A 19,944-nucleotide genomic window follows, 5' to 3' on the forward strand; every position below is an offset into this window, starting at 1 on the left:
GGTGCTAGTCGGATGCTGCAGGTGACGGTGATGTCCGCGTGGGTGACGAGCGCTTCTCGAGGGCACGGATCCGTTGCTTGAGTTGATGCACGGTTTGATGGATCTCGTCGATCTCCGATCGGGTCGGTAGGCCGATCGGGCCCGTGAGCGCCTCGAGGAACTCGCGTTGCACCAGCATGAAATCGAGTCCATCGCGCATGAGCTGACGCTGCGCGGCCAGGAAACCCTCCGAGCGTTGGGTTTCCAGCAGGACATCGTTGGAGATGTCCAGCCAGGTTTTGAGCGCCGCACGGCCGGTCGGCACTTCTTCACCGGTGCGGCGGCGTTCCGAAAGATACGCGGCGAAGCGCGTATTGGCTTCCGCCCAGGCTCCCGCGAGCACGCTTTCGTACGTGCGCGACGACGCCTGGACCGACAGCCACTTCTCCATCACCTGGGCCGTCAGCCGCTCAGATGTCCCGACGTCGGCGAATCGTGGGCCTTCCGCCATGCGCCGCAACATGTCGGTCACCGCGCCACCGCTGGCCATCGAGAGCGAGATGGCCTCGGGCGACATACCGCCGAACGTGCCCATGGTCGGCGCGCTGGAACCCGCAGCGCTCCAGGACGAGTCGCCCAAGGCCAGCCATGAGCGCCACAACTCGGTGAGTGCGGCCGCTCCGGCGTCGTCATCGGTCTTCGGTGTTCCGGCGAGCGCTGCGTTCAGGTGCCGTTGACCGTCAAGCCAGGCTTGCTGGGCTCGAGCGGTCTGCGCTTCGTACATCTCGCGCCACCGCGTCGTCATCTCGTCCCACGGTTTGGCGGTCACAGCGTGATGACCTGCCGGATTGCCTGCCCGTCGTGGAGCCGGTCGAATCCATCGTTGATGTCGTCGAGGTCGAGGGTCCCGGTGAGCAGGCGATCGACCGGGAGTCTGCCTCGTTGATACAGCGTGATGTAGCGCGGTATGTCGCGGGTGGGGACGGCGGTGCCGATGTAGCTGCCTCTGAGGCAGCGTTCTTCGGCGACCAGGGTGACCGGTGCCAGCGGCATGGTCGCGTTCGGCGCCGGCAGGCCTGCGGTCACCGTGGTTCCGCCCCTACGGGTGATCTGGTACCCGAGATCGAGCGCCCGGGTGGAACCGGTGAAGTCGAACGCGAATTCGACGCCTCCGCCGGTGGCCGCACGAACCTTCGTCGCGGCGTCGGGGTCTGCGGCGTTGACGGTGTCGGTGGCACCGAGCTCCGCGGCGAATGCCAGCTTGTCGTCGGAGAGGTCGATCGCCACGATCGTGCGAGCGCCGGCAACGACGGCACCGAGCAGCGCCGCCAAACCGACGCCGCCGAGCCCGATCACGGCACACGACGCACCGGCAGGCATGTGCGCGGTGTTGATCACCGCGCCGACGCCGGTGAGTACGGCACAGCCGAACAGCGCCGCCTCCACCAGCGGCAGTTCGGGATCGACCTTGACCAGGGAGCGGCGCGACACCGTCGCGTACTCGGCGAAACCGGATACGCCGAGGTGATGATTGACCGGCGTCCCGTCCAGGCGCTGCAGCCGACGGGCTCCGGAGAGCAAGGTTCCCGCACCGTTGGCCGCCGCGCCCGGCTCGCACAGCGCCGGCCGGCCCTCGGTACAGGGTTCGCAATGACCGCACGACGGGACGAAGACGAAAACGACGTGGTCGCCGGGCTTGAGATCGTCTCCGCCGGCCCCGCCGGCAGTAGGGCCGACCTCTTCCACGATGCCGGCGGCTTCGTGTCCCAATGCCATCGGCATCGGCCGTGGCCGGTTTCCGTTGATGACAGACAGATCTGAGTGACACAGCCCGGCGGCTTTGATGCGCACGAGCACCTCACCGGGGCCGGGCGCCTGCAGCTCAAGGGTTTCGACCGTCAACGGCTTCGATGACGCGTACGGCGCGCTGGCACCCATGGCATCGAGGACAGCTGCTCTGATCTCCATGACTTGCGTTACCTTCCTGAAGCTTTGCCGGCGGGGCGGGTTCGCTAGGAGCTTTCGGCAGCGCCCGATGCCGGGGCCGCCAGGTGCTCGTCGCGGAAGACCGGAGTGTCTCGGTGCCACAGCGGAGGGAAGCGGTTCAGCACGACGAATGCGAGCCCACCGACCACGAATCCGATGACGTACGAAAGGTCGCCCCACTCAGGGTGTTTGGCGGCGATGGGGCCGGTGAAGAACGCCAACTGCCAGAACGGCATGGACGCGGCGACACCGATGAGCCATGCGACGAAGCCCCACTCGAGAATCCGGCGTGAGTCGTAGAGTTCGGCGATCTTGGACCGGTCGTGACGGTGGTTGAGGACGTAGTCCAGCAGCAGCAGGGCGCCGAACGGGGCGATCATGTAGGAGCCCATGAACAGGAAGGTCTTGAACTTGCTCTCGAATCCTTCGTCGGCCCACAGGCTGATGGCGTAGGCGACCACGCAGATGAAAACGACTCCGGTGGTGCGGCTGACCGGTATCCGCAAGGTCTGGATGGAGATGGCACCGCCGTAGACGTTGAGAAAGTTCTGCGAGAAGGACGACAACAGCACGGTCAGCAGTGCGATCGCGGCGAAGGGGCCCGCGGTGAGGCGGTGCAGTGCCTCGATCGGGCTCTCGCCCGCGGCGGCGAAGTTCCCAAGGATGGCGCCGGTGATACCCAGCCAGGACAGTGAGAGGAAGTTGCCTGCGAAGGTCCAGAATCCGCTGGCACGGTTGACGTGATCCTCATCCGGGAGATAGCGCGAGTAGTCCGAGGCGAACGGCCACCAGGCGATGAGGAAGGACAGGAAGAATCCGCAGAAGGTGATCCAACCGCCGACGCCGCCGACCCATCCCTTGGCGCTCGGGTTGGAGGGGAAGGCGCCGGTCCATCCGCGCGACAGCGACACGACGGTGATCAGCACGAACCCGGCGCACAACACCACGGTGAGGATGCGTTCGAGGAAATGGATCATGTTGTACCCGTAGACAGCAACCGTGAGCTGCAGGCTGACCAGCACCAGGGCGGTGAGCCAGAACGGGATGAACGGCATCAGGGCGTGTGCTGCCTGCGCACCGAGGATGACGGTGACAGCGGCCCACCCGATGCCCGCGAAGACGTTGACGTAGGCGACCGGGACGAAGTTGCCGAAGAACCCCAGCGGCCCACGTGCTTGGATCTGTTGGGGGACACCGAGTCTGCCGCCCATCCGGGACATGATGCCCATGACGAGCGCCCCGAGGAACGAGCCCGCGAGGATCGCGGTGACCGCCGAGACCAGCGACAGTCCCATCCCCACTGCGGCGAACCCGAGCACCATGATCGGGAAGTTCATACCCGCGGCGAACCAGATGAAGAACTGGGATACGGCCTTGCCGTGCCGCTCGGAATCGGGTATCGCGTCGGTGCTGTAGGGCTCGACAGCGGCGATCTTGTTCCGATAGTGGAGATCGGCTGTCACCTCACCGGTGGATGCGAGCGAAACGTCTTCACTCATTGGTCTGCCTTTCGGTCCTGCTTCTCACGGTCGGTCGATGGGTAGGGGGAGCCGACCGACTGCCACGACGGTGGCGCGAGTCAGCGAAGATGCGTTATGAACTTGCAGTACAACGCATGTCAGGTGAAGGCGGGAACCACTTCCTTGATGAAGAGTTCGAGGGACTTGCGCTTCTCTTCGTGCGGCATGCTGTTGTCGATCCAGAAGCTGAACTCGTCGACCCCGAGTTCGGAGTAGAAGCGCAGCCGCTCGATGACCTCTTCGGGCGTACCGATCATCGCGGTGCGGTGCAGCGACTCGAGCTCGAATTCGGGGCGCTGGGCGAACTTCTCCTCGGGGCTCGGTTCGAGGAAGCCGTTGACGGGCGTGGTCTTGTTCCCGAACCAGGCGTCGAACGTGCGGTAGAACTTGGAGATCGCCGCGGCTGCCGGGCGCCAGCCGTCGGGGTCGTCGGCGGAATGAACATGGGTGTGGCGCAACACCATCAGTTCGGGGCGCGGAACTTCGGGGTGGTTGCCGACGGCGGTGTCGAACTTGCGTTTGAGGTCGACGACTTCCTCATCGCCCTTCATGAGCGGGGTGACCATCACATTGCAGCCGTTCGCCACGGCGAAGTCATGGGAATCGGGATCGCGCGCGGCGATCCACATCGGCGGGGTCGGCTGCTGCAGCGGCTTAGGGACGCTGGTCGAGGTGGGGAACTGCCAGATCTCGCCGTCGTGGGCGTAGTCACCCTGCCAGAGCTTGCGTACCGCAGGCACCAGTTCCCGCAGGTACTTACCGCCGTCGGAGGCGGGCAGGCCGGGCAGCATGCGGTCGAACTCGAACTGATAGGCGCCCCGGGCCAGTCCGACCTCCATGCGGCCGTTGCTGATCACGTCGAGCAGCGAGCATTCGCCGGCGACCCGGATCGGGTTCCAGAACGGGGCGATGATGGTGCCGGCCCCCAGGCGGATCGTGCTGGTCTGACCGGCGAGGTAAGCCAGCAACGGCATCGGGCTGGGCGAGATCGTGTACTCCATGGCGTGGTGTTCCCCGATCCACACCGTGCCGAATCCGCCTGCCTCGGCCATCAGGGACAGCTCGGCGAGATTCTCGAAGAGTTGCCGGTGGCTGACCGACTCGTCCCATCGTTCCATGTGGACGAACAAGGAGAATCTCATCACGCACTACCTTTCTTGCGGTCCATCTCGGCGATGGTGGTATCACCTGTGGCCCAATGTGTTCGGGGGACTTCGCGGACGATGACCCGAATGTGCTCGGGTTGGGTGTTCACGGTCCGCAGCACAGCCTCGTGGACTTCGTGGATCATGGTGCGGATCTGGTCGTCCGACCGACCAGCCGCGAGGGTGACCTCGACGAGTGGCATGTCAGCTCCGCATCACGAACGGGTCGGGCACCGGGCCCTCGTTGGTGTTGATCCACACGCTCTTGAGGCGGGTGTACTCCTTCATGGTTTCGGTGCCGTGTTCGACGCCGACGCCGCTGCTCTTGAACCCCTGCCGGGGCGACATCGGTGACATGGCCCGGTAGGTGTTGACCCAGATGGTGCCTGCGTCCAGCCGCGAGGCCATGCGGTGGGCGCGCGCGAGGTTGGTGGTCCAGACGCCGGCGGCGAGGCCGTACTCCGTGTCGTTGGCCAGCTGCACGACCTCATCTTCGGTGTCGAACGGCATGATTGCCGCGACCGGCCCGAAGATCTCTTCGCGCACCACCCGCATCTGGTTGTTGACGTCGACCAGAACCGTTGGTTCGTAGAAGAACCCGCCCAGTCCGGCATCGGTGGCGCGCCCGCCGGTGAGCACCCGGGCCCCTTCGTCACGGCCCAGGTCGACGTAGGACGCCACCTTGTCGCGCTGGTCTTCGAATGCCAGTGGACCGATCTCGGTGTCCTCGTCGAGCGGGTTGCCCATCCGGATGCTGCTCGCCCGGTCGGCGACCAGTTGCAGCAGTTCGTCGTAGATCGCCCGCTGTGCGAAGACGCGGCTGCCGGCGATGCAGGTCTGTCCGGCGGCGGCGAAAATCCCTGCCACCACACCCATTGCCGCGTTGGCGACGTTGGCGTCGTCGAAGACGATGTTGGGCGATTTGCCGCCGAGTTCCAGGGTGGATCCGATGAACCGGCCCGCCGCCGAGGCGGCGATCCGTGACCCGGTCGCGGTGCTGCCTGTGAACGAGATCTTCGCCAGCCCTGGGTGATCCACCAACGGCTGGCCGGCCTCGGCGCCGAATCCGGTGACGACGTTGACCGCGCCGGGCGGAAAGCCGGCCTCGATGACCAGTTCGGCCAGTTTCAGTACGGTGGCCGAGGTGTATTCGGACGGCTTGATCACCACGGTGTTCCCGGCGCACAGCGCGGGCGCGAGCTTGCTGGTGGTCAGTGTCAGCGGCGAGTTCCACGGCGTGATCGCGCCGACCACGCCGAGCGGCTCACGCATGGTGTAGTTGAGCACCTGCCGGTCCGAGGTGGGGACCACGGCACCGTGGATCTTGTCGGCCAAACCCGCGTAGTAGTAGTAATACTCGGGCAGCGTCGCCATCTGGCCGCGCATCTCGCGCAGCAGTTTGCCGTTGTCGAGCGACTCCGAACGGGCCAGTTCCTCGGCGTTCTCGCCGATGAGATCCGCGAGCCGACGCAGCAGGTGACCACGTTTGGTCTGGCTCAGGTCCCGCCACCGCGGATCGAGGAACGTCTCGGCCGCTGATTGCACTGCGGCGTCGATGTCGACCGCATCGCCGCGGGCGGCCAGGTACAGAACCTCGCGGGTGGCGGGGTTGGTGCTCGGGAAGTATTCACCGGAGTTGGGCTCCACCGGTTTTCCGCCGATGAAGTGCTGGAGCTTTCGCGGTTCAGACACGTGGGTAACCTCCGATGAATTTTCCGAAGAATGCGGACAGTGCCTCGGCCAGTTCGTGCGGGCATTGCACCGGGAGCATGTGCCGCGCGCCGGGGATGATGACTGCCTCGCAGCCGGGGATGGCGGCGGCAAGGCGGGTCGTCATCGCCGGGGTGGAACCGGGATCGAGCTCACCGGTGACCGCGAGGGCCGGTGCGGTGATGCGATGGAGTTCAGGGCCGATCTCGGCATCGCCGGTGGCGAACACTCGGTAGCAGTTCACAAAGCTGTCCGGGTCGTTGGCCAGCAGCGTGGCCTTGGTTCGGGCGATCTGTTCGTCGTCGACGTCGGTACCGTCATACCAACGATGCAGGGACGCTTCTGAACTCGCCGCCACGTCGGCGGCGGCGGTATCGAGCCGGGCCAGCACCGCGGCCCGCTCCTGCGGTGTGCGTTGGCACACCGAGGAGACGGAGGTCAGCGACGCGACCAACTCCGGCCGGTGCACCGCCAGATACTGGGCGACGAGTGCGCCGAGGGAGAATCCGACCAGGTGCGCCCCGGCAGGAATCTCGTCGGCGACTCCATCAGCCAAATCGGCCAACGTAATTCCTGCCGGGGCCGGTGGCCGGCTGCCGTGCCCGGGCAGGTCCGGAGCCAGGACCGTGAACCGGTCGGACAGCAGCGCGGTCACCGGCTCCCACACGGTGTGGTCAAGGCCCACGCCGTGTAGCAGGACAAGTGTCGGCCCGGTCATCGACGATTACTTCTCGCTGCTCAGCGGGGCGAGACGCTGCTGCGGCCGGCCCCGCGTGGCCGCTGCGAGCGCGATGACGATCTCGTCGGCGTGGGGAGCATCGGCGATTCGCACCTCGATGGTCTGGTGGTGCGATCGGATGGTGGCGTCGGTGATGTGCTTGAGCGGGATGTCGAAGACGACGCCGGCCGGCGCGCGCTTCTCGACCGCGGGCAGCAGCGTGGTGGCGTTGGCGGCCTTGCGGAAGTGATCACCGAACTTCAGGGTGTGGATCAGCCCGGAGCCATGCTCGATCTCGCCGTTGAGGCCGACGATCGCGGCCTTGCCGTAGGCCTCCGCGGTCCCTTCGAGAGCTTCGAGCACCAGAGGTGCCAACAGCGCTCCCACATCGGACGCGGTCGCATCGATGCCGGGTGCCAGGTCATCGACAAAACCCTGTCCAGCCCAAGGGTTTTCGATCACTGCGGCGACGACGGCGACGCGGGCCGGTGGGTTGACCTCGCGGCCGCCCTCGGTTCGGATCTCTTCGACGACGGTGACGATCTTGCGCAGCTTCATGGCAGGGCACTCTCCAGGTTCTTGACGGTGACAGCAGGGTCGGTGGTGCGATCCCCGATGCGGGGGTGGGGCCGTGGACCGGTTGATCCGGCGGCGATGATGACGATCTCGTCGGGGCGGGGTGCGTCGGACACCCTGGCGGTGACGGTCTGGTAATGGCTGCGGGTCGCGGCGTGGGTCTTGTGCCAGAGCGGAACAACCAGTGCCGCACCGGCTTCGGACCGAGTATCGGCGAAGCAGATGATCGATTCGCCCTCCAGGAACTCGCGCATGAGGTTGCCGAAGTACGGGGTGTGGATCAGCGCGCCGCCGTGCTCAATCTCTCCGCTATTACCGACGATGGCGGCCTTGCCGAACGCCTCGACCGCATCGACCCCACCTAGCACCGCTATCAGGCGATCGCTGAGCAGCTGGGCGAGCACCGGAGCGATCCGGGTGACCTCCGGCGAAAGGTCGCGTGACGGACCGGTTCCCAACCATGGATTGGTGATCACCGCGGCGACAGTGGCCTGTAGCGCCGGATCGGCCGGTTGCTCACCGGCCTCGGTCACCACCGTCTCGCGATAGAGAACCAGCTTCCGCAGTCCGATGCTGTCTTCCCGTCTACTCTCTTGCATGCCACAGCACAGTAGACCTCAACCTGGCCGTGGTCAATAGTCTGTGCGCCGCAGGCCTTGAGTGCCGATCCGAACTCCGGTCGGACGCCGACGCGCATCACTAAAAAGCCTTTAGTACAGCAAGATTCATCGTCACTGCCATCCGTCGGTCCGTGGTCGTAGGTGTCTGCCGAGTGCAGCGGCGCCCCGCTGGTCGCAGTCACATTGACATGGAACTATGAGCCACGTTACATTCTGTTGTATGCAAGCCCATGGCTTTTCTTGTGTGGCCAGGCTCCTCGGCCATCGCGCAGCCGCATGCACAGACCGGTAGGTGCACAGTGAAAGGAAAGTTTGGATATGTCTGATGTCGATGAGCGGCGTGTTCGGATCCAGCAGGTGTGGGAGGCCGCCTGGGACCGCGGGGAAGTCGATGATCTCGACAAGCTGTTGAGTCCGGCCTACCTGCGCTTCGGAACATCCAGTAGCGGCCAGAGTTTGGCGGATTTCAAGGCTTCGATCGTCAGCACCCGTGCCGCATTCCCGGATCTTCTGACCGTGATCGACGAAGTCGTCATCGAGGGCGACCGCGCCGCGATCCGCTGGCACAGCACGGGAACCCACCAGCATCCCTTCATGGGGGTACCGGCCACCCGGCGCACCGTCAGCATCAGTGGTTCGACGTTCGCGCGATTCGCCGACGATCGTGTTGTTGAAGAATTCGTCACCTGGGACCCCAGAGCGCTTCTCACGGCCCTTGGGATCATCACTGTCGGCCAGGACCAGTGATCGAGATGTCCAACGACGAAGGCACGACGGCCCAGATCGAGCCCGACCTGAATGTGATGAAGCAGGTCAATCGACAGTTCATCAGCGGGGTGACCGTCGTTACCGCGCTCGACGACCAGACCCCCCGTGGTTTGGCGGTCAACGCTTTTTCGAGCATCTCCCTGGAGCCTCCAACGGTCATGGTCGCCGTACAGCGGACGTCATCCACACACGACTGCCTTTACCGCGCCAGGCATCTGGCAATCAACATCCTGTCGACCGATCAATTGGACGTCGTCAGTGTCTTTGCCACGAAAGCACCGGACAAGTTTTCGGGTCTGGACTGGGCGCCGGGACCGTTCGGGAGCCCTCTGATCAACCGCAGCGGCGCCCAGATGGAAGTGGAGATCCGCGAACGATTGCAGGCCAGTACCCACACGGTATTCATCTGCCGTGTGGTCCATGCCGCGGTCAGCGACCGGCCACCGATGGTTTACAGTGCCGGTAAGTTCTTCGATGGCGGCGCACTGTCGCCCCTGGGTTGAACCAGGCTGGGAGCGACATCGGAGGGGCCCACGGTGAAAAGCGGCGAATCCAGCAATGGCTCTATCCAGAGCAGGCTGATTGCCGAGGTGCGTCGTCGCATCATCTCCGGCGAGATCCCTCCCGGGGTGAACATCTCCGAACTCGCACTGGCCGAGGAGTTCGGGGTCTCACGCACCCCGGTGCGCGAGACGTTCAAGCAGCTCCAGACCGAGGGCCTGATCGAGATCCGGCCGCGCGTCGGCACTTTTGTCACCACGCCGTCGCGCCGCGAGATCCTGGAACTGTTCGAGATGAAGGAGCTGCTCGAAGGCGCCGCGGCACGTTTGCTCGCCCAGCGCGGCCGGGTACCCGAAGTCGATCAGCTCGAGGAGAACCTGCGCCAGTTCGACAAGGCCGTCGCGTCGGATGATCGAGACCGGTACGTCGAGCTGGTCGATGAGTTTCACAACCTGCTCATCGTCGGTGCGGACAACGCCAAGTTGGAGAGTCACTACCGGACGTTGATGAACCAACTTGCGTACTCACGCCTGGTGACCACGTCGCTCAGCCAGCCCGGCCGGCCGATTCAATCCGATCGCGAGCACCACCTGGTGCTGGATCTGATCATCGCCAAGGACGGCGACACCGCCGAGCGGGTGATGCGCGAACACGTCCGTGCCAGCCGTCAGGCTCTGCTGGCTGGTCTCGAGCCGGGACCGACCGGCGATCACGGCCGGCGCCACGCCGGCTAGCAGACAGTCGTCCACCCATCAGGAGCGGACGGTCCCTCCGGCGTCAATCCTGTTGGTATTGACTGCAATTGACGGCTGATGCGGCTGCGCGGGGCTGGTCAGTTCGGTCACACTGCCTGGACATCGGCGCAGAGTGCCAGCTGATGCTTGAGCGCGAACAATGATGCGCTCAGTCCGTCGAGGACTTCGCCGGCGTCATCGACGAGTCGGCACATCACGGCGACCGGCGGATGCCCGGCTGCTCTGGTCAGATCGACGGCGTATTCCCACGACCGCGCTCGCTCTGCGAAACCGCCGTCTGCGCAGCGGACCGGCAGGACGTGACCCGGGCGGGTCAGGTCGTCGACGCCGGTGGTGGGATCGGCGAGCACTCGCACGGTATGTGCGCGATCCCGTGCGGAAATGCCTGTGCCGATACCCGATACGGCGTCGACCGCCACCGTGAACGACGTGCCGCTGTCTTCTGAGGCGAGTACCGGCTGGTCCGGTATCCGCAACGTGTCCAGCAATGAACTCGGCATCGCGGCGTGCACGATCCCGGACGAGTGACTGATGGCGAAATGCAGTTGTGCCGTGGTGGCGGTGGCTGCCGGGAATGCGAGCAGGGCGCCGTCCCCGTCGAGAAACACGCCCGGCAGTCCCGCGGCGAACGCCTCCCGGACCTCGGCCCGAAAGCCGTCGGCCCAGTTGGCATCTGTCGCGAACGGGATGAGTGTGCTGGTCATCGATCGGCTCCTGTCTGTTGGTTCGTCGGGGGAGTGCTCAGAACTGCATGCCGGCCATCAGGGCCTGCCGGCTGGCGCGGACGTGTTCACGCATCACCCGTTCGGCGTTGGCGCCGTCCCCGGCGACGATCAGCTCGAACACGTGGCGATGCTCGCGGTCACATTCGGCGAGCCTGCCGGGTTGACTCAGTGAGGTAGTGACCAGGCGTGCGTAGGCGAGTTGGTTCATCAAGGTCCGGTAGTGGCCTTCCAACTTGGCGTTGTCGGCACCAGCCATGAGCACGTTGTGAAATTCGTGCACCAGCTCGGCGTAACGAGCGCGGTCGTCGTCGGCCACTGCGCGACTGGCTCGGCGAAGGTTGTCTTCCAGCTGATCGATCGCCGGCACCCGTCCGCGTTGGGCGAGCAGGCGGGCGCCGGCGCCTTCGAGTAGTTCCTTCATCTCGAACAGCTCGACGATCTCGCGTCGCGAGGGCGTGGTGACGAATGTGCCGACGCGCGGCCGGATCTCGACCAGTCCTTCGGTCTGCAGCTGCTTGAACGTCTCGCGCACCGGGGTGCGTGAGACCCCGAACTCCTCGGCCAGTGCGAGTTCTGAGATGTTCACTCCCGGTCGGATCTCACCGGCGATGATGCGACGGCGGATCTCGGCGATCAGCCGGTCGGGTTTCGGACGGCTCACGGCGTGTCACAGCTGCGGGTATTGCTGCGGCAGACGGCAGGCACTGGGTTTACCTCTTTCGGGGATGACTGGTGTCGATGCGTCAACGGGGCCGAACAATTGCTGCGGCGAGACCACGGTCACGTGATGGGCTGGCTGCCTCACCAGATGGCTGTGGTATGCAACAGAATGTAGCGGTCGGCACAAATGCATGTCAATGTGATGCGCGGCCTAAATTTGTTATTCAGCAGATTCCGGCTGTACCGCGCGGCCGTTAGCGCCAAAGAGCCAGGTTCTACGCATTTATCTCGCCCACATCTGATGAGCGACGGTGCTGTGAGCGGATGGGAGCGCCCACGCTCCACGGTCGCTACTGGCATGCAACAAATAAACGGGAGGAACGGACTCGGAGCGCTCAACGGTGTGGTGTCATGCACCATTAGTGCGCTATGGTGCACTTCGTGGATTCGGTGGCCAAACTCGCTACAGCGATCGGTGCGCGGGTCAAGCAGGAGCGTCAGGCCCGCGGCTGGACCTTGGATCATCTCGCCGAGGTCGCGTCGGTCAGTCGCCGCATGGTGGTCAGCGTCGAGCAAGGTGCCGTCAATCCCAGCGTGGGCACGCTGCTCCGGCTCAGCGACGCACTCGGTGTGGGGCTTCCGGTGCTCGTGGAGCCACCGGAACCCAAGTCGGTCAAGGTGGTTCGCTACGGTGAGGGCGCGGAATTGTGGACCGGTGCGGCAGGCGGGCGCGGTGTTTTGGTCGCCGGTACAAACCCTCCCGACGTGATGGAGCTGTGGGACTGGTCGTTGGGACCGGGAGACCGGCACGCCAGCGAGGCGCACGCCGCCGATACCAAGGAACTGGTGCACGTCCTGGAGGGGGCGATCACGGTCGAGGTCGCCGATGAGGTGATCGCACTGGAAACCGGGGATGCCATCGCCTTTCCCGGCGATGTCGACCACGCCTATGCCAATCCGCACACCGTCCCCGCGCGGTTCTCGCTGGCTGTGTTCGAACCCGGCGTGGGCGGCGCATCTGCGCCTTCGGAGCCGCTCCATGGCTGAAACTCTCGGGGCGTTCCTCGACGCCGCGCGCATCGACGACGCTGTTTTCGCCTTGCGGCCCGATTACCGCGCCGTGCTGCTGGCGGTCGACGGCTTCGTGCCCGGGCCCAGCGACCACGCGGGTGAACTGCTCCTGCGCCAGGCCGAATCTGTTGCCGCGCAATCGGTCAGTGAGGTTCCCGTCGATAAGCTCCCACACATCGCGGATTGGCGCGAGGCGTACCGGGCGTTCGGGGCGAAGCCGCAACGCACCCGCAACAGCGTGGAAGCGCTGACGCGTCGGGCCGGCTCGGGTCTGCCGCGGGTCAACCGGCTCACCGACATCTACAACGCGATCTCTGTGTTGCACCAGGTGCCGGTGGGCGGTGAAGACCTGTCCCGGTACGAGGGGGCACCACAGTTGATCCGCGCGACCGGCGACGAGTGTTTCGACACCACGGCCGACGGTCTGGAGGTCGTCGAGCATCCCGAGCCCGGTGAAGTCGTGTGGTGCGACGACGCCGGAGTGACATGCCGGCGGTGGAATTGGCGTCAGGCCCGCCGTACCCAGCTTCGGGAGGACACGAGTTCGGCGCTGTTCATCCTCGACGCGCTCGGTGCGATGACGGACGCGCAACTGCATGCCGCCGCCGATGACCTCGCCGCCCGGTTGCGTGGTCTGGGAACCAACGTCCTTATCGCACAACGCTTTATGTCCAGTAGCTCACCGACAACCTAGGAGACCGAACATGCTGATCCACCCCTGGGACGCCGCACTGGAGACCGCCGAATGGCAGGACTGGTTGGCCAACACCGATCGGTTCGGGATGTTGGCGGTCAACAACGTCGACCCCACCCAGGCGCCGGTGGTCGTGCCCACTCATTTCACCGTCGCCGGCGAGGAACTGTTGGTCCATCTGGCACGGCCCAATCCGGCGTGGCCACACATGGAGGCGGCCGGCGAGGTTCGGCTGGTGGTGATCGGTGACTACGCGTACATCCCGACGTATTGGCGCGCGAAGGCAGGCGGCCCCGACGAGGACGGCGTGCCCACCAGCTACTACACCTCAGTGCAGTTCGTGTGCCGGCCCACGGTGGTCGACGATGCGGAGGGCAAGGTGTCGATTCTGGCTGCTCAGCTGGGGGACTTCCAGCCCGAGGGCGGGCATGCCGAGGTGGCCGTCGCCGACGGCCCGTACGGGCGCATGCTCCCGGGCATCCGCGGCCTGCGACTGTCCGTTGTGCGCGTCGAGGCGAAGTTCAAGTACGACGACCACAATCCGGTCGAGCACCGCGAGCGCGTCATCGGCAATCTTGAGGACCGCAACCATGGTCTCGACAGCGGCGCCGCAGCCCAACAGCGCCGGCGACTGGCCGCCATCGGCGACTGGAAGACGTTCCGTAACAAGCGATGACGAAGACTCACGCGTCCCGCAGCACGATCCTGCCACCGTGGAACCTGGCGGTGGCGGCTCCGGCGGGGGCGGCGTGGCTCAGGTGGTGGCGTCGAGGATCTTGATCGCGAAGACCAGCGTGTCGCCCTTCTGGATCCCGGCCCGGGGCTCACCTTCGGGGTAACCGTCTGCCGGGGTCATGGCGACCGCCACGGTGGAACCGATCTTCTGTCCTGCGATGGCCTTCTTGAAACCGCTCACCACTCCGTCGAGCGGGAATTGAACCGGTTCGCCGCGCTGGTAGCTGCTGTCGAACACATTGCCGTCACGTCCGTTGACGCCCATGTAGCAGACGGACACTGTCGCGGTGTCCGCGACGACCGGTCCGTCGCCGGGAACCAGGGTGTGCACCTGGGTCTCGGTCACGCTGAACGGTGCACCCACCTTGACGTCCGGCGCCGCGGTATCTGTCGAACCCGTGACGGCGACGTTTCCGGTGGCGCCCGCCAGCGTCCACTCGGGCGTGCCGCCGGTGTTCGGTGCCGCCGTCGGGCAGGTGCTGGCGATGGGTGCCGTCGTGCTGACGGGCGACGGCGCTGTTTCGACAGCCGACGTGTGCGTCTCCGCAGCGCTTGACGTGCTCGCCGACGGGTTGCCCGCCTCCGACCCGCACGCGGCGAGCGTCATGGCGATCGATGCGGCGCAGGCCGCGAACGCGACGGAACGAGACACACGAGACGAGTTCACGGCCGCCACGCTACAGCCCTGCCAGCGGCTCGATGGTCATCAGGTTATGCCGAGGTGTTGTAGTACGCCACGTCAGTTGGTTCGCAGAATCACCCGTCTGGGAGGCGCGAAAAGTCTTGGCCGGCATTGAACTCATTCTCAGCAAAGCCTCAGTCGGCGCAGGCAACCTACCTTCAGGCGCCGGTACGGCGCATGGGTACCGGCGTCTGGAGAAAGAGAAATCTACGCAATGAGTGACTGGTCGAGGAATTCGTCACAGCCAAGCCACGATGAGTGGCGCCCGAAACAGCAGTCTGATCACCATCATCCGGAGCAGTGGAGCCAGTCCGGCTACCACTATCCCCCCACCTCCTCCGGTGTCACCGGCGCGTACCCGCCGCCGTACGTGGCGCATCCCGACGCGGGTACCGCGGTCCTAGAACCACCAGCCCAGCAAAACTTGCACCCGCGGACGCGTTCTCGTGTCGGGGTCCTCGTCGTCGGCACGGCCGCGATGGCGATGGCTGCGGGTGCCGCGACGGCCGTCGCCGTGGTGGACCATGCGGGGCACGCGACACCCAGCGCGCAGGCGCCCGCCCCGGTGAACATCGGAAAGCCCGCGCCGGCAAAGGGTTCCGCGCCTGTGCAGCCGGGAAGCGGCGCGCCCACGGGATCGGTCGAGCAGGTGTCGGCCAAGGTTTTGCCCAGCGTGGTGAAACTGCAGATCGAAACCGGGCAGGGGCGTGAGGAGGGCTCCGGCATCGTCCTCAGCGCCGACGGGCTCATCTTGACCAACAATCACGTGGTGGCCGCCGTCGCCCAGGATGCCGGTAATCAGGGCCCGATGACTTCCGACAGCGGACCCCGCCTGCGGATCCCCGGCCTGCCGGGCGGAATGTTCCCTGGTGGGCAGTACCCAGGGGACAGCCAGGATGGACCTGACGCCCAGGATCCGTCGGACGGGCCGTCCGCCAGGCCGTCCGGCCGGGTCTCCGGGGCTGCGCAGGCGACGGTGACCATGTCCGATGGCCGCACGGTGCCGTTCACCGTCGTCGGAACCGACCCCGCCGACGACATCGCCGTGGTGCGGGCCCAGAACGTCTCCGGGCTCACGCCGATCACGATCGGTTCTTCGAAGGATCTGAAGGTGGGGCAGAACGTCGTGGCGGTCGGGTCACCGCTGGGCCTGCAGGGCACCGTGACAACCGGCATCATCAGCGCACTCGACCGCCCCGTCGCGACCGGCGACGAGCAGACCGGTCAGCACTCGGTGATGAGCGCCATCCAGACTGACGCCGCGATCAATCCGGGCAACTCCGGCGGGGCGTTGGTGGACATGAACGGCGACCTCATCGGGGTCAACTCGGCGATCGCCTCACTGGGCGGTGGCCAAGGCTCGCAGGGTGGCGGGCAGAGCGGGTCGATCGGCCTCGGCTTCGCGATACCTGTGGATCAGGCCAAACGCATTGCGGATGAACTGGTTTCGACAGGAACCGTCCAGCACGCCTCCCTGGGTGTCCAGCTCGCGGCTGCCGAGGACACGCACGGCGCGGCCGTCGCCGGAGTCGTCGACGGTGGCCCGGCGGCCCAGGCCGGTCTGCCCAGGGGCGCGGTGATCACCAAGCTCGACAACCAGGCGATCGACGGTCCGGACGCGCTGGTCGCGGCGGTTCGTTCAAAGGCACCGGGGGACAGCGTCGCGTTGACGTACGACGACCCGTCGGGCGCCTCCCGAACCGTTCAGGTCACCCTGGGCCAGCTGCAGTCGTAGCTGCCTAGTGCTTCTTGCTGCTCTGGTCGGCAGCAGCCTGTGCCTGATCCTGGGCGGCCTGCTGTTGTGCGGCCGCAATCGCCGCCCGTCCCTCGGGGCTGGCCGCGGAGTTGCCGGCCTGAGTGGCGGAGGCCACCGTGGCGCTGCAGTTCAGATTGAGCAGCACGGTGTCGGTGACCGCGGCGAACTTGTCGCCCTTGATCCAGGGTGCCTTTTCCGAGCTGGTCACCACACACTTGTCGTCGGGCAGCGTATCGCCCGAGCGGGTGGCGATGACGCCCTTCATGCTCGCGGCGGAGAGCGCTGACTGAGCGTCGGCGTAGGTCTTACCTGCGTAGTCGTCCGCCGATGCCACGCCGGTCGCCAAGATTCCCACCGGAATGGCTGCTGCGCCGATTGCTACGGCGGCTTTGCCGACCAGCTTGCTCATCGTCCTCCGATCAGATTGCCTTCGTGTCGCGCGAACGACGTTATGATCGGCGCACTGTTAGGACGCTGAGATGGATCTGGCAGCTCTTTGGGCTTTCGCTGCAAAATCGGTTGGCCGGCTGAACCGCCCCGTCAGGAACGAAGACTGGCGACGCGTGCCTCGTTGATTCGGTGGACGCGAACGCTGACCTCCAACTGGAACCGGTCGGCCGGATTCTTCAGCGACAGGCCGGTGAGCTCCTCGATGAGCTTGATCCGATACATGAGGGAGTGCCGGTTCAAGAACAGCGCGCGGGCGGCCGCGCTGATGTTCGTGGCTTCATCGAGGAGGATCTCCAACGTGTGCACGAGTTGGCCGCGGCGGGTTTTGTCGTACTCGACCAATGGCTGCAAGGTTTGCAGGATGGTGGCCATACATCTCGGATGCTGACGCAGCACTTCGGCGAATTGCCATGAGCCGGCTGGTTTTTCGTTCACCGGTGCCGCCACCGACGGCGCGACGGTGACGGCCTGTCCTTGCAGGGCGGGCAGCAGGACCCAATTGACGAGGTCCTCCGGCAGCGCACTGAGCTGCTGGGCGGACGCGACCAACGCCGAGACCGTCGCGGCCGGCTGGGCCGACGAGAACTGACACATCACGAGGTCTTCGGTCACCGATGACCTCACCGACAGGCCTGCCGCGCCCGCCGAGTCGTGCAGGGCTTGCGCGAAGGCGCCCGCGATCTCGATCCAGGACGCGTGCTCGTGTTCCCGGCGGCCGATGGCCATTTCGATCTGGGCGTCGGACGATGACGGGCTGACCAAGGGCAGCAGGTTTCGCTGTACCTGGGAGAAAGCGACTTCCCAGGGCAGCAGCACCACAGGAAACTCGTGGTGATCCGCGAGCGGCACCAGTGAGGCCAGGAGTTCGTGGACTGCGACGTCGGGCGGAGGGTTCACCACCACCCCGGCTGCCCGGGAGGACACGACGTAGGTGAGGAATTCCCGCACCCCCGGCTGATGGATGTCGGCGCCGGTGGTCAGCACGAGATCGCCTGCGCGGACGAAAGACTCGGCCGGAGCGTGCTTGATGTCCACCCAGTGGACTTCGCGCGTCAACCCGCGATGCCCGGCGACGACCGACCCCTGGTCCAACGGCGGAACGGTCAAGGCCGCCGCGACGCTCAGCGGCGTGTCCCGCGACATGTCGTCCCTTCTACTGATCGACCGTATTCGGCCCGGTTGTTCGGCACCGGCGCCGGCGAGACTGCCGCAGGGCGCCGACACCGGATCCGACGGTATCAGCGCCCTGCCAGGCAGTGGAATCAGGAGATCGGTCGGTGGGTGACGGCAGTCACGGAGCCGCCGAGAGCTCCGCGGTCGCCCGCCGGCTCAACAGCATTCCGACGCCGAAGAACACCAGCGGCATCACGCCGAAGATCGCGGCAAGGGTCGCTGTCCCGCCGACCACGAGGGTCAGGTTCGACACCACCAGCACCAGTGCCGCGGCCAGCACGAGGGTGGCGGCCGATGCGAGCACCACGGTGCCGGTGGACCCTCCGCGGCGGCGGAAGAAGATCACCACCGAGACGGTCGTCAGCAGCCACAGGATCGCCAGCGCCAGGATTCCCAGGCCACCCAGCGGGCCGAAGATCTGCAACACCGGGTCCAGCTTCAGTGCGGCGAGGACAGCCATGATCACGAACGACGCCACCGTGATGACCAGCGACGAGTTCGACGGCGAACCGTGCCGCGGGTGCACGTGGCCGATCTTCTTCGAGAAGACCCCGCTCTGCCCCAGGACGAACGCATACCGCGAGCTGATGTTGTGGAAGGCCAAGGCGCACGCGAAAACACTGACGAACCAGAAAGCGGTGTTCAGATCGCGGCCCACCATCCCGAGGTACTGCTGCGCGGTGTTCACCATGAAGTTGTCGGGATCATCCTTGGCCGCCTGGATGGCGTCGTGTCCGCCGTTGCCCTCGATGAGAGCCCAGCTGGAGAAGGCGTAGAACGCCGCGACGATACCCACGGCCCAGTAGGTGGCGCGGGGCACGGTGCGGTCGGGGTCTTTGGCCTCGTCCCGGAAGACGGCGGTTGCCTCGACGCCGACGAAACCCCACAGCGCATACAGCAGGGCGATGCCGAATCCGCCTGCGATGCCCTGTGGGGTGAACGAGTCGCCGGTGATGCCGTGTTCGCCGCCGCGCACCACGATGACCAGGTCCAAGACCAGCAGGATGGCGACTTCGGAGACCAGGAAGACACCGAGGACCTTGGCGCTGAGGTCGATATCGCGGTAGCCCAGCCAGGCGACGATCGCGAGCACTACGCCGGTGAGCACCCACCACGGGATGTTCGGTCCGTCGAAGCGCGTGATGAGGCCGTTGAGGATGACGCCGTCGTAGGCGGCGACAGCGAGCAGAGTCGCCATGTAGGCCGGGAGCGCGAGGACGGCGGCGCCGGTTCCGGCCGCCCGGCCGAGCGACTCACGGATGTAGGCGTAGAACGCACCGGCGTCGGTGACGTACTTCGACATCGCGACGAAGCTGGCCGCGAAGAGCAGGAAGATCACGCCGGCGACGATGAAGGCGACCGGGATGCCGGTGGTGTTTCCGAGCACCATTGCGATCGGCACGTTGCCACCGATGGTCGACAGCGGCGCCGCAGCGGCCACGACCATCAACACGATGGCGGGCACACCGAGGTGCCCGCGCAATTTGGCCGGATGACGCTCCGGTGACGTATCACCGCGAGGCGTGTTGTCCGCGTTGACAACCTCGGTCATGGGTTGATTCCTCCTCTCACAGCGCAGTCGCGGACGGCGGCTGCGTGAAGCTCGGCGCAAGTTTGCGAGAACTGCACGCCGGCTGTCAGAGGCTCTCTACGACTTTCCAACACATTGTTGTAGGCCACGTCACACCGGTGCCGCCGCGGTGAGCACTGCATCAACATG

Annotated in this window: 22 protein-coding genes; 7 read left to right on the forward strand and 15 right to left on the reverse strand. The window is 65.8% G+C overall.

Annotated features, from left to right (window positions below):
- Window positions 1–4: 4 nt before the first annotated feature.
- The 9 genes from BTO20_RS16705 to BTO20_RS16745 all read right to left on the reverse strand — a co-directional run bounded on the left by BTO20_RS16705 (window position 5) and on the right by BTO20_RS16745 (window position 8,233).
- Window positions 5–808, reverse strand: coding sequence for a poly(R)-hydroxyalkanoic acid synthase subunit PhaE (locus tag BTO20_RS16705; RefSeq protein WP_087077470.1), 804 nt, complete (start codon window positions 806–808; stop codon window positions 5–7).
- Entirely contained in the window at window positions 805–1,947 is a 1,143-nt protein-coding gene (locus BTO20_RS16710; protein ID WP_087077471.1) for a zinc-dependent alcohol dehydrogenase family protein, read from the reverse strand. Before BTO20_RS16710 ends, BTO20_RS16705 begins: the two co-directional genes overlap by 4 nt.
- Window positions 1,948–1,991: 44 nt before the next feature.
- Complete coding sequence (locus tag BTO20_RS16715; protein WP_087077472.1) at window positions 1,992–3,464, reverse strand: purine-cytosine permease family protein; 1,473 nt, start codon at window positions 3,462–3,464, stop codon at window positions 1,992–1,994.
- A gap of 119 nt (window positions 3,465–3,583) precedes the next feature.
- Window positions 3,584–4,627, reverse strand: a complete 1,044-nt coding sequence (locus BTO20_RS16720; protein ID WP_087077473.1) for an LLM class flavin-dependent oxidoreductase — start codon at window positions 4,625–4,627, stop codon at window positions 3,584–3,586.
- A complete protein-coding gene (locus BTO20_RS16725; protein WP_087077474.1) occupies window positions 4,627–4,833 on the reverse strand; it encodes a tautomerase family protein in 207 nt (68 codons plus the stop codon). The genes BTO20_RS16720 and BTO20_RS16725 overlap by 1 nt, the downstream gene beginning before the upstream one ends.
- A 1-nt stretch (window position 4,834) precedes the next feature.
- The gene (locus BTO20_RS16730; protein ID WP_087077475.1) at window positions 4,835–6,322 is read right to left on the reverse strand and encodes an aldehyde dehydrogenase; all 1,488 of its coding nucleotides are present in this window, start codon (window positions 6,320–6,322) and stop codon (window positions 4,835–4,837) included.
- A complete protein-coding gene (locus BTO20_RS16735; RefSeq protein ID WP_087077476.1) occupies window positions 6,315–7,058 on the reverse strand; it encodes an alpha/beta fold hydrolase in 744 nt (247 codons plus the stop codon). The genes BTO20_RS16730 and BTO20_RS16735 overlap by 8 nt, the downstream gene beginning before the upstream one ends.
- A 6-nt stretch (window positions 7,059–7,064) precedes the next feature.
- A complete protein-coding gene (locus BTO20_RS16740; RefSeq protein WP_087077477.1) occupies window positions 7,065–7,616 on the reverse strand; it encodes an amino acid synthesis family protein in 552 nt (183 codons plus the stop codon).
- Complete coding sequence (locus BTO20_RS16745) at window positions 7,613–8,233, reverse strand: amino acid synthesis family protein (protein ID WP_087077478.1); 621 nt, start codon at window positions 8,231–8,233, stop codon at window positions 7,613–7,615. Before BTO20_RS16745 ends, BTO20_RS16740 begins: the two co-directional genes overlap by 4 nt.
- Before the next feature lie 339 nt (window positions 8,234–8,572).
- Here BTO20_RS16745 and BTO20_RS16750 point away from each other — a divergent pair, with 339 nt between their 5' ends.
- Genes BTO20_RS16750 through BTO20_RS16760 form a run of 3 tightly spaced genes read left to right on the forward strand, consistent with a single transcriptional unit; the run spans window position 8,573 to window position 10,257 of the window.
- Window positions 8,573–9,001 (forward strand): ester cyclase, encoded by a 429-nt coding sequence (locus BTO20_RS16750; protein WP_087077479.1) that lies wholly within the window; start codon window positions 8,573–8,575, stop codon window positions 8,999–9,001.
- Window positions 9,002–9,006: 5 nt separating this feature from the next.
- Window positions 9,007–9,525 (forward strand): flavin reductase family protein, encoded by a 519-nt coding sequence (locus BTO20_RS16755; RefSeq protein ID WP_087082210.1) that lies wholly within the window; start codon window positions 9,007–9,009, stop codon window positions 9,523–9,525.
- Window positions 9,526–9,558: 33 nt separating this feature from the next.
- Window positions 9,559–10,257, forward strand: coding sequence for a GntR family transcriptional regulator (locus tag BTO20_RS16760; protein ID WP_087077480.1), 699 nt, complete (start codon window positions 9,559–9,561; stop codon window positions 10,255–10,257).
- Between the two features lie 107 nt (window positions 10,258–10,364).
- Here BTO20_RS16760 and BTO20_RS16765 read toward each other — a convergent pair whose 3' ends face one another.
- Together BTO20_RS16765 and BTO20_RS16770 are read right to left on the reverse strand one after the other, a co-directional pair.
- Window positions 10,365–10,982, reverse strand: coding sequence for a 3,4-dihydroxy-2-butanone-4-phosphate synthase (locus BTO20_RS16765; RefSeq protein ID WP_087077481.1), 618 nt, complete (start codon window positions 10,980–10,982; stop codon window positions 10,365–10,367).
- A gap of 37 nt (window positions 10,983–11,019) precedes the next feature.
- Window positions 11,020–11,664 carry a GntR family transcriptional regulator gene (locus BTO20_RS16770; RefSeq protein ID WP_087077482.1) on the reverse strand — a complete coding sequence of 215 codons (645 nt, stop codon included), beginning with the start codon at window positions 11,662–11,664 and terminating at the stop codon, window positions 11,020–11,022.
- A gap of 428 nt (window positions 11,665–12,092) precedes the next feature.
- Between BTO20_RS16770 and BTO20_RS16775 the strand changes: the two genes are divergently transcribed.
- From BTO20_RS16775 to BTO20_RS16785, 3 genes are read left to right on the forward strand one after another with little or no spacing between them, the layout of a single operon-like run.
- A complete protein-coding gene (locus BTO20_RS16775) occupies window positions 12,093–12,710 on the forward strand; it encodes a helix-turn-helix domain-containing protein (RefSeq protein ID WP_087077483.1) in 618 nt (205 codons plus the stop codon).
- A complete protein-coding gene (locus BTO20_RS16780) occupies window positions 12,703–13,428 on the forward strand; it encodes a B3/B4 domain-containing protein (RefSeq protein WP_087077484.1) in 726 nt (241 codons plus the stop codon). Before BTO20_RS16775 ends, BTO20_RS16780 begins: the two co-directional genes overlap by 8 nt.
- Window positions 13,429–13,438: 10 nt before the next feature.
- On the forward strand, window positions 13,439–14,104 hold the full coding sequence (locus BTO20_RS16785) for an FMN-binding negative transcriptional regulator (RefSeq protein WP_087077485.1): 666 nt from the start codon (window positions 13,439–13,441) through the stop codon (window positions 14,102–14,104).
- Between the two features lie 78 nt (window positions 14,105–14,182).
- Here the strand turns inward: BTO20_RS16785 and BTO20_RS16790 are convergent, their stop codons facing one another.
- Window positions 14,183–14,830, reverse strand: a complete 648-nt coding sequence (locus BTO20_RS16790; protein ID WP_198344416.1) for an FKBP-type peptidyl-prolyl cis-trans isomerase — start codon at window positions 14,828–14,830, stop codon at window positions 14,183–14,185.
- 499 nt (window positions 14,831–15,329) lie between these two features.
- On the opposite strand from BTO20_RS16790, the gene BTO20_RS16795 reads away from it, so the two are divergent.
- Window positions 15,330–16,580 (forward strand): S1C family serine protease, encoded by a 1,251-nt coding sequence (locus BTO20_RS16795; protein WP_087082214.1) that lies wholly within the window; start codon window positions 15,330–15,332, stop codon window positions 16,578–16,580.
- Between the two features lie 4 nt (window positions 16,581–16,584).
- Here BTO20_RS16795 and BTO20_RS16800 read toward each other — a convergent pair whose 3' ends face one another.
- The 3 genes from BTO20_RS16800 to BTO20_RS16810 form a co-directional block, all read right to left on the reverse strand.
- Entirely contained in the window at window positions 16,585–17,010 is a 426-nt protein-coding gene (locus BTO20_RS16800) for a PASTA domain-containing protein (RefSeq protein WP_087077486.1), read from the reverse strand.
- A gap of 131 nt (window positions 17,011–17,141) precedes the next feature.
- Window positions 17,142–18,194, reverse strand: coding sequence for a PucR family transcriptional regulator (locus BTO20_RS16805; RefSeq protein WP_087077487.1), 1,053 nt, complete (start codon window positions 18,192–18,194; stop codon window positions 17,142–17,144).
- 148 nt (window positions 18,195–18,342) lie between these two features.
- On the reverse strand, window positions 18,343–19,776 hold the full coding sequence (locus BTO20_RS16810; protein ID WP_087077488.1) for an APC family permease: 1,434 nt from the start codon (window positions 19,774–19,776) through the stop codon (window positions 18,343–18,345).
- Window positions 19,777–19,944: the final 168 nt, after the last annotated feature.

The organism is Mycobacterium dioxanotrophicus, assembly GCF_002157835.1.
GTDB classification, from domain to species: Bacteria; Actinomycetota; Actinomycetes; order Mycobacteriales; family Mycobacteriaceae; genus Mycobacterium; species Mycobacterium dioxanotrophicus.

Excerpts from the sequence above, each read along its gene's own strand:
- BTO20_RS16795 (WP_087082214.1), top strand. The coding sequence starts at position 15,330 with ATGGCTGCGGGTGCCGCGACGGCCGTCGCCGTGGTGGACCATGCGGGG.
- BTO20_RS16780 (WP_087077484.1), top strand. The coding sequence starts at position 12,703 with ATGGCTGAAACTCTCGGGGCGTTCCTCGACGCCGCGCGCATCGACGAC.
- BTO20_RS16735 (WP_087077476.1), bottom strand. The coding sequence starts at position 7,058 with ATGACCGGGCCGACACTTGTCCTGCTACACGGCGTGGGCCTTGACCAC.
- BTO20_RS16740 (WP_087077477.1), bottom strand. The coding sequence starts at position 7,616 with ATGAAGCTGCGCAAGATCGTCACCGTCGTCGAAGAGATCCGAACCGAG.
- BTO20_RS16710 (WP_087077471.1), bottom strand. The coding sequence starts at position 1,947 with ATGGAGATCAGAGCAGCTGTCCTCGATGCCATGGGTGCCAGCGCGCCG.
- BTO20_RS16725 (WP_087077474.1), bottom strand. The coding sequence starts at position 4,833 with ATGCCACTCGTCGAGGTCACCCTCGCGGCTGGTCGGTCGGACGACCAG.
- BTO20_RS16750 (WP_087077479.1), top strand. The coding sequence starts at position 8,573 with ATGTCTGATGTCGATGAGCGGCGTGTTCGGATCCAGCAGGTGTGGGAG.
- BTO20_RS16805 (WP_087077487.1), bottom strand. The coding sequence starts at position 18,194 with ATGTCGCGGGACACGCCGCTGAGCGTCGCGGCGGCCTTGACCGTTCCG.
- BTO20_RS16785 (WP_087077485.1), top strand. The coding sequence starts at position 13,439 with ATGCTGATCCACCCCTGGGACGCCGCACTGGAGACCGCCGAATGGCAG.
- BTO20_RS16745 (WP_087077478.1), bottom strand. The coding sequence starts at position 8,233 with ATGCAAGAGAGTAGACGGGAAGACAGCATCGGACTGCGGAAGCTGGTT.
- BTO20_RS16765 (WP_087077481.1), bottom strand. The coding sequence starts at position 10,982 with ATGACCAGCACACTCATCCCGTTCGCGACAGATGCCAACTGGGCCGAC.
- BTO20_RS16720 (WP_087077473.1), bottom strand. The coding sequence starts at position 4,627 with ATGAGATTCTCCTTGTTCGTCCACATGGAACGATGGGACGAGTCGGTC.
- BTO20_RS16775 (WP_087077483.1), top strand. The coding sequence starts at position 12,093 with ATGGTGCACTTCGTGGATTCGGTGGCCAAACTCGCTACAGCGATCGGT.
- BTO20_RS16755 (WP_087082210.1), top strand. The coding sequence starts at position 9,007 with ATGTCCAACGACGAAGGCACGACGGCCCAGATCGAGCCCGACCTGAAT.
- BTO20_RS16715 (WP_087077472.1), bottom strand. The coding sequence starts at position 3,464 with ATGAGTGAAGACGTTTCGCTCGCATCCACCGGTGAGGTGACAGCCGAT.
- BTO20_RS16800 (WP_087077486.1), bottom strand. The coding sequence starts at position 17,010 with ATGAGCAAGCTGGTCGGCAAAGCCGCCGTAGCAATCGGCGCAGCAGCC.
- BTO20_RS16810 (WP_087077488.1), bottom strand. The coding sequence starts at position 19,776 with ATGACCGAGGTTGTCAACGCGGACAACACGCCTCGCGGTGATACGTCA.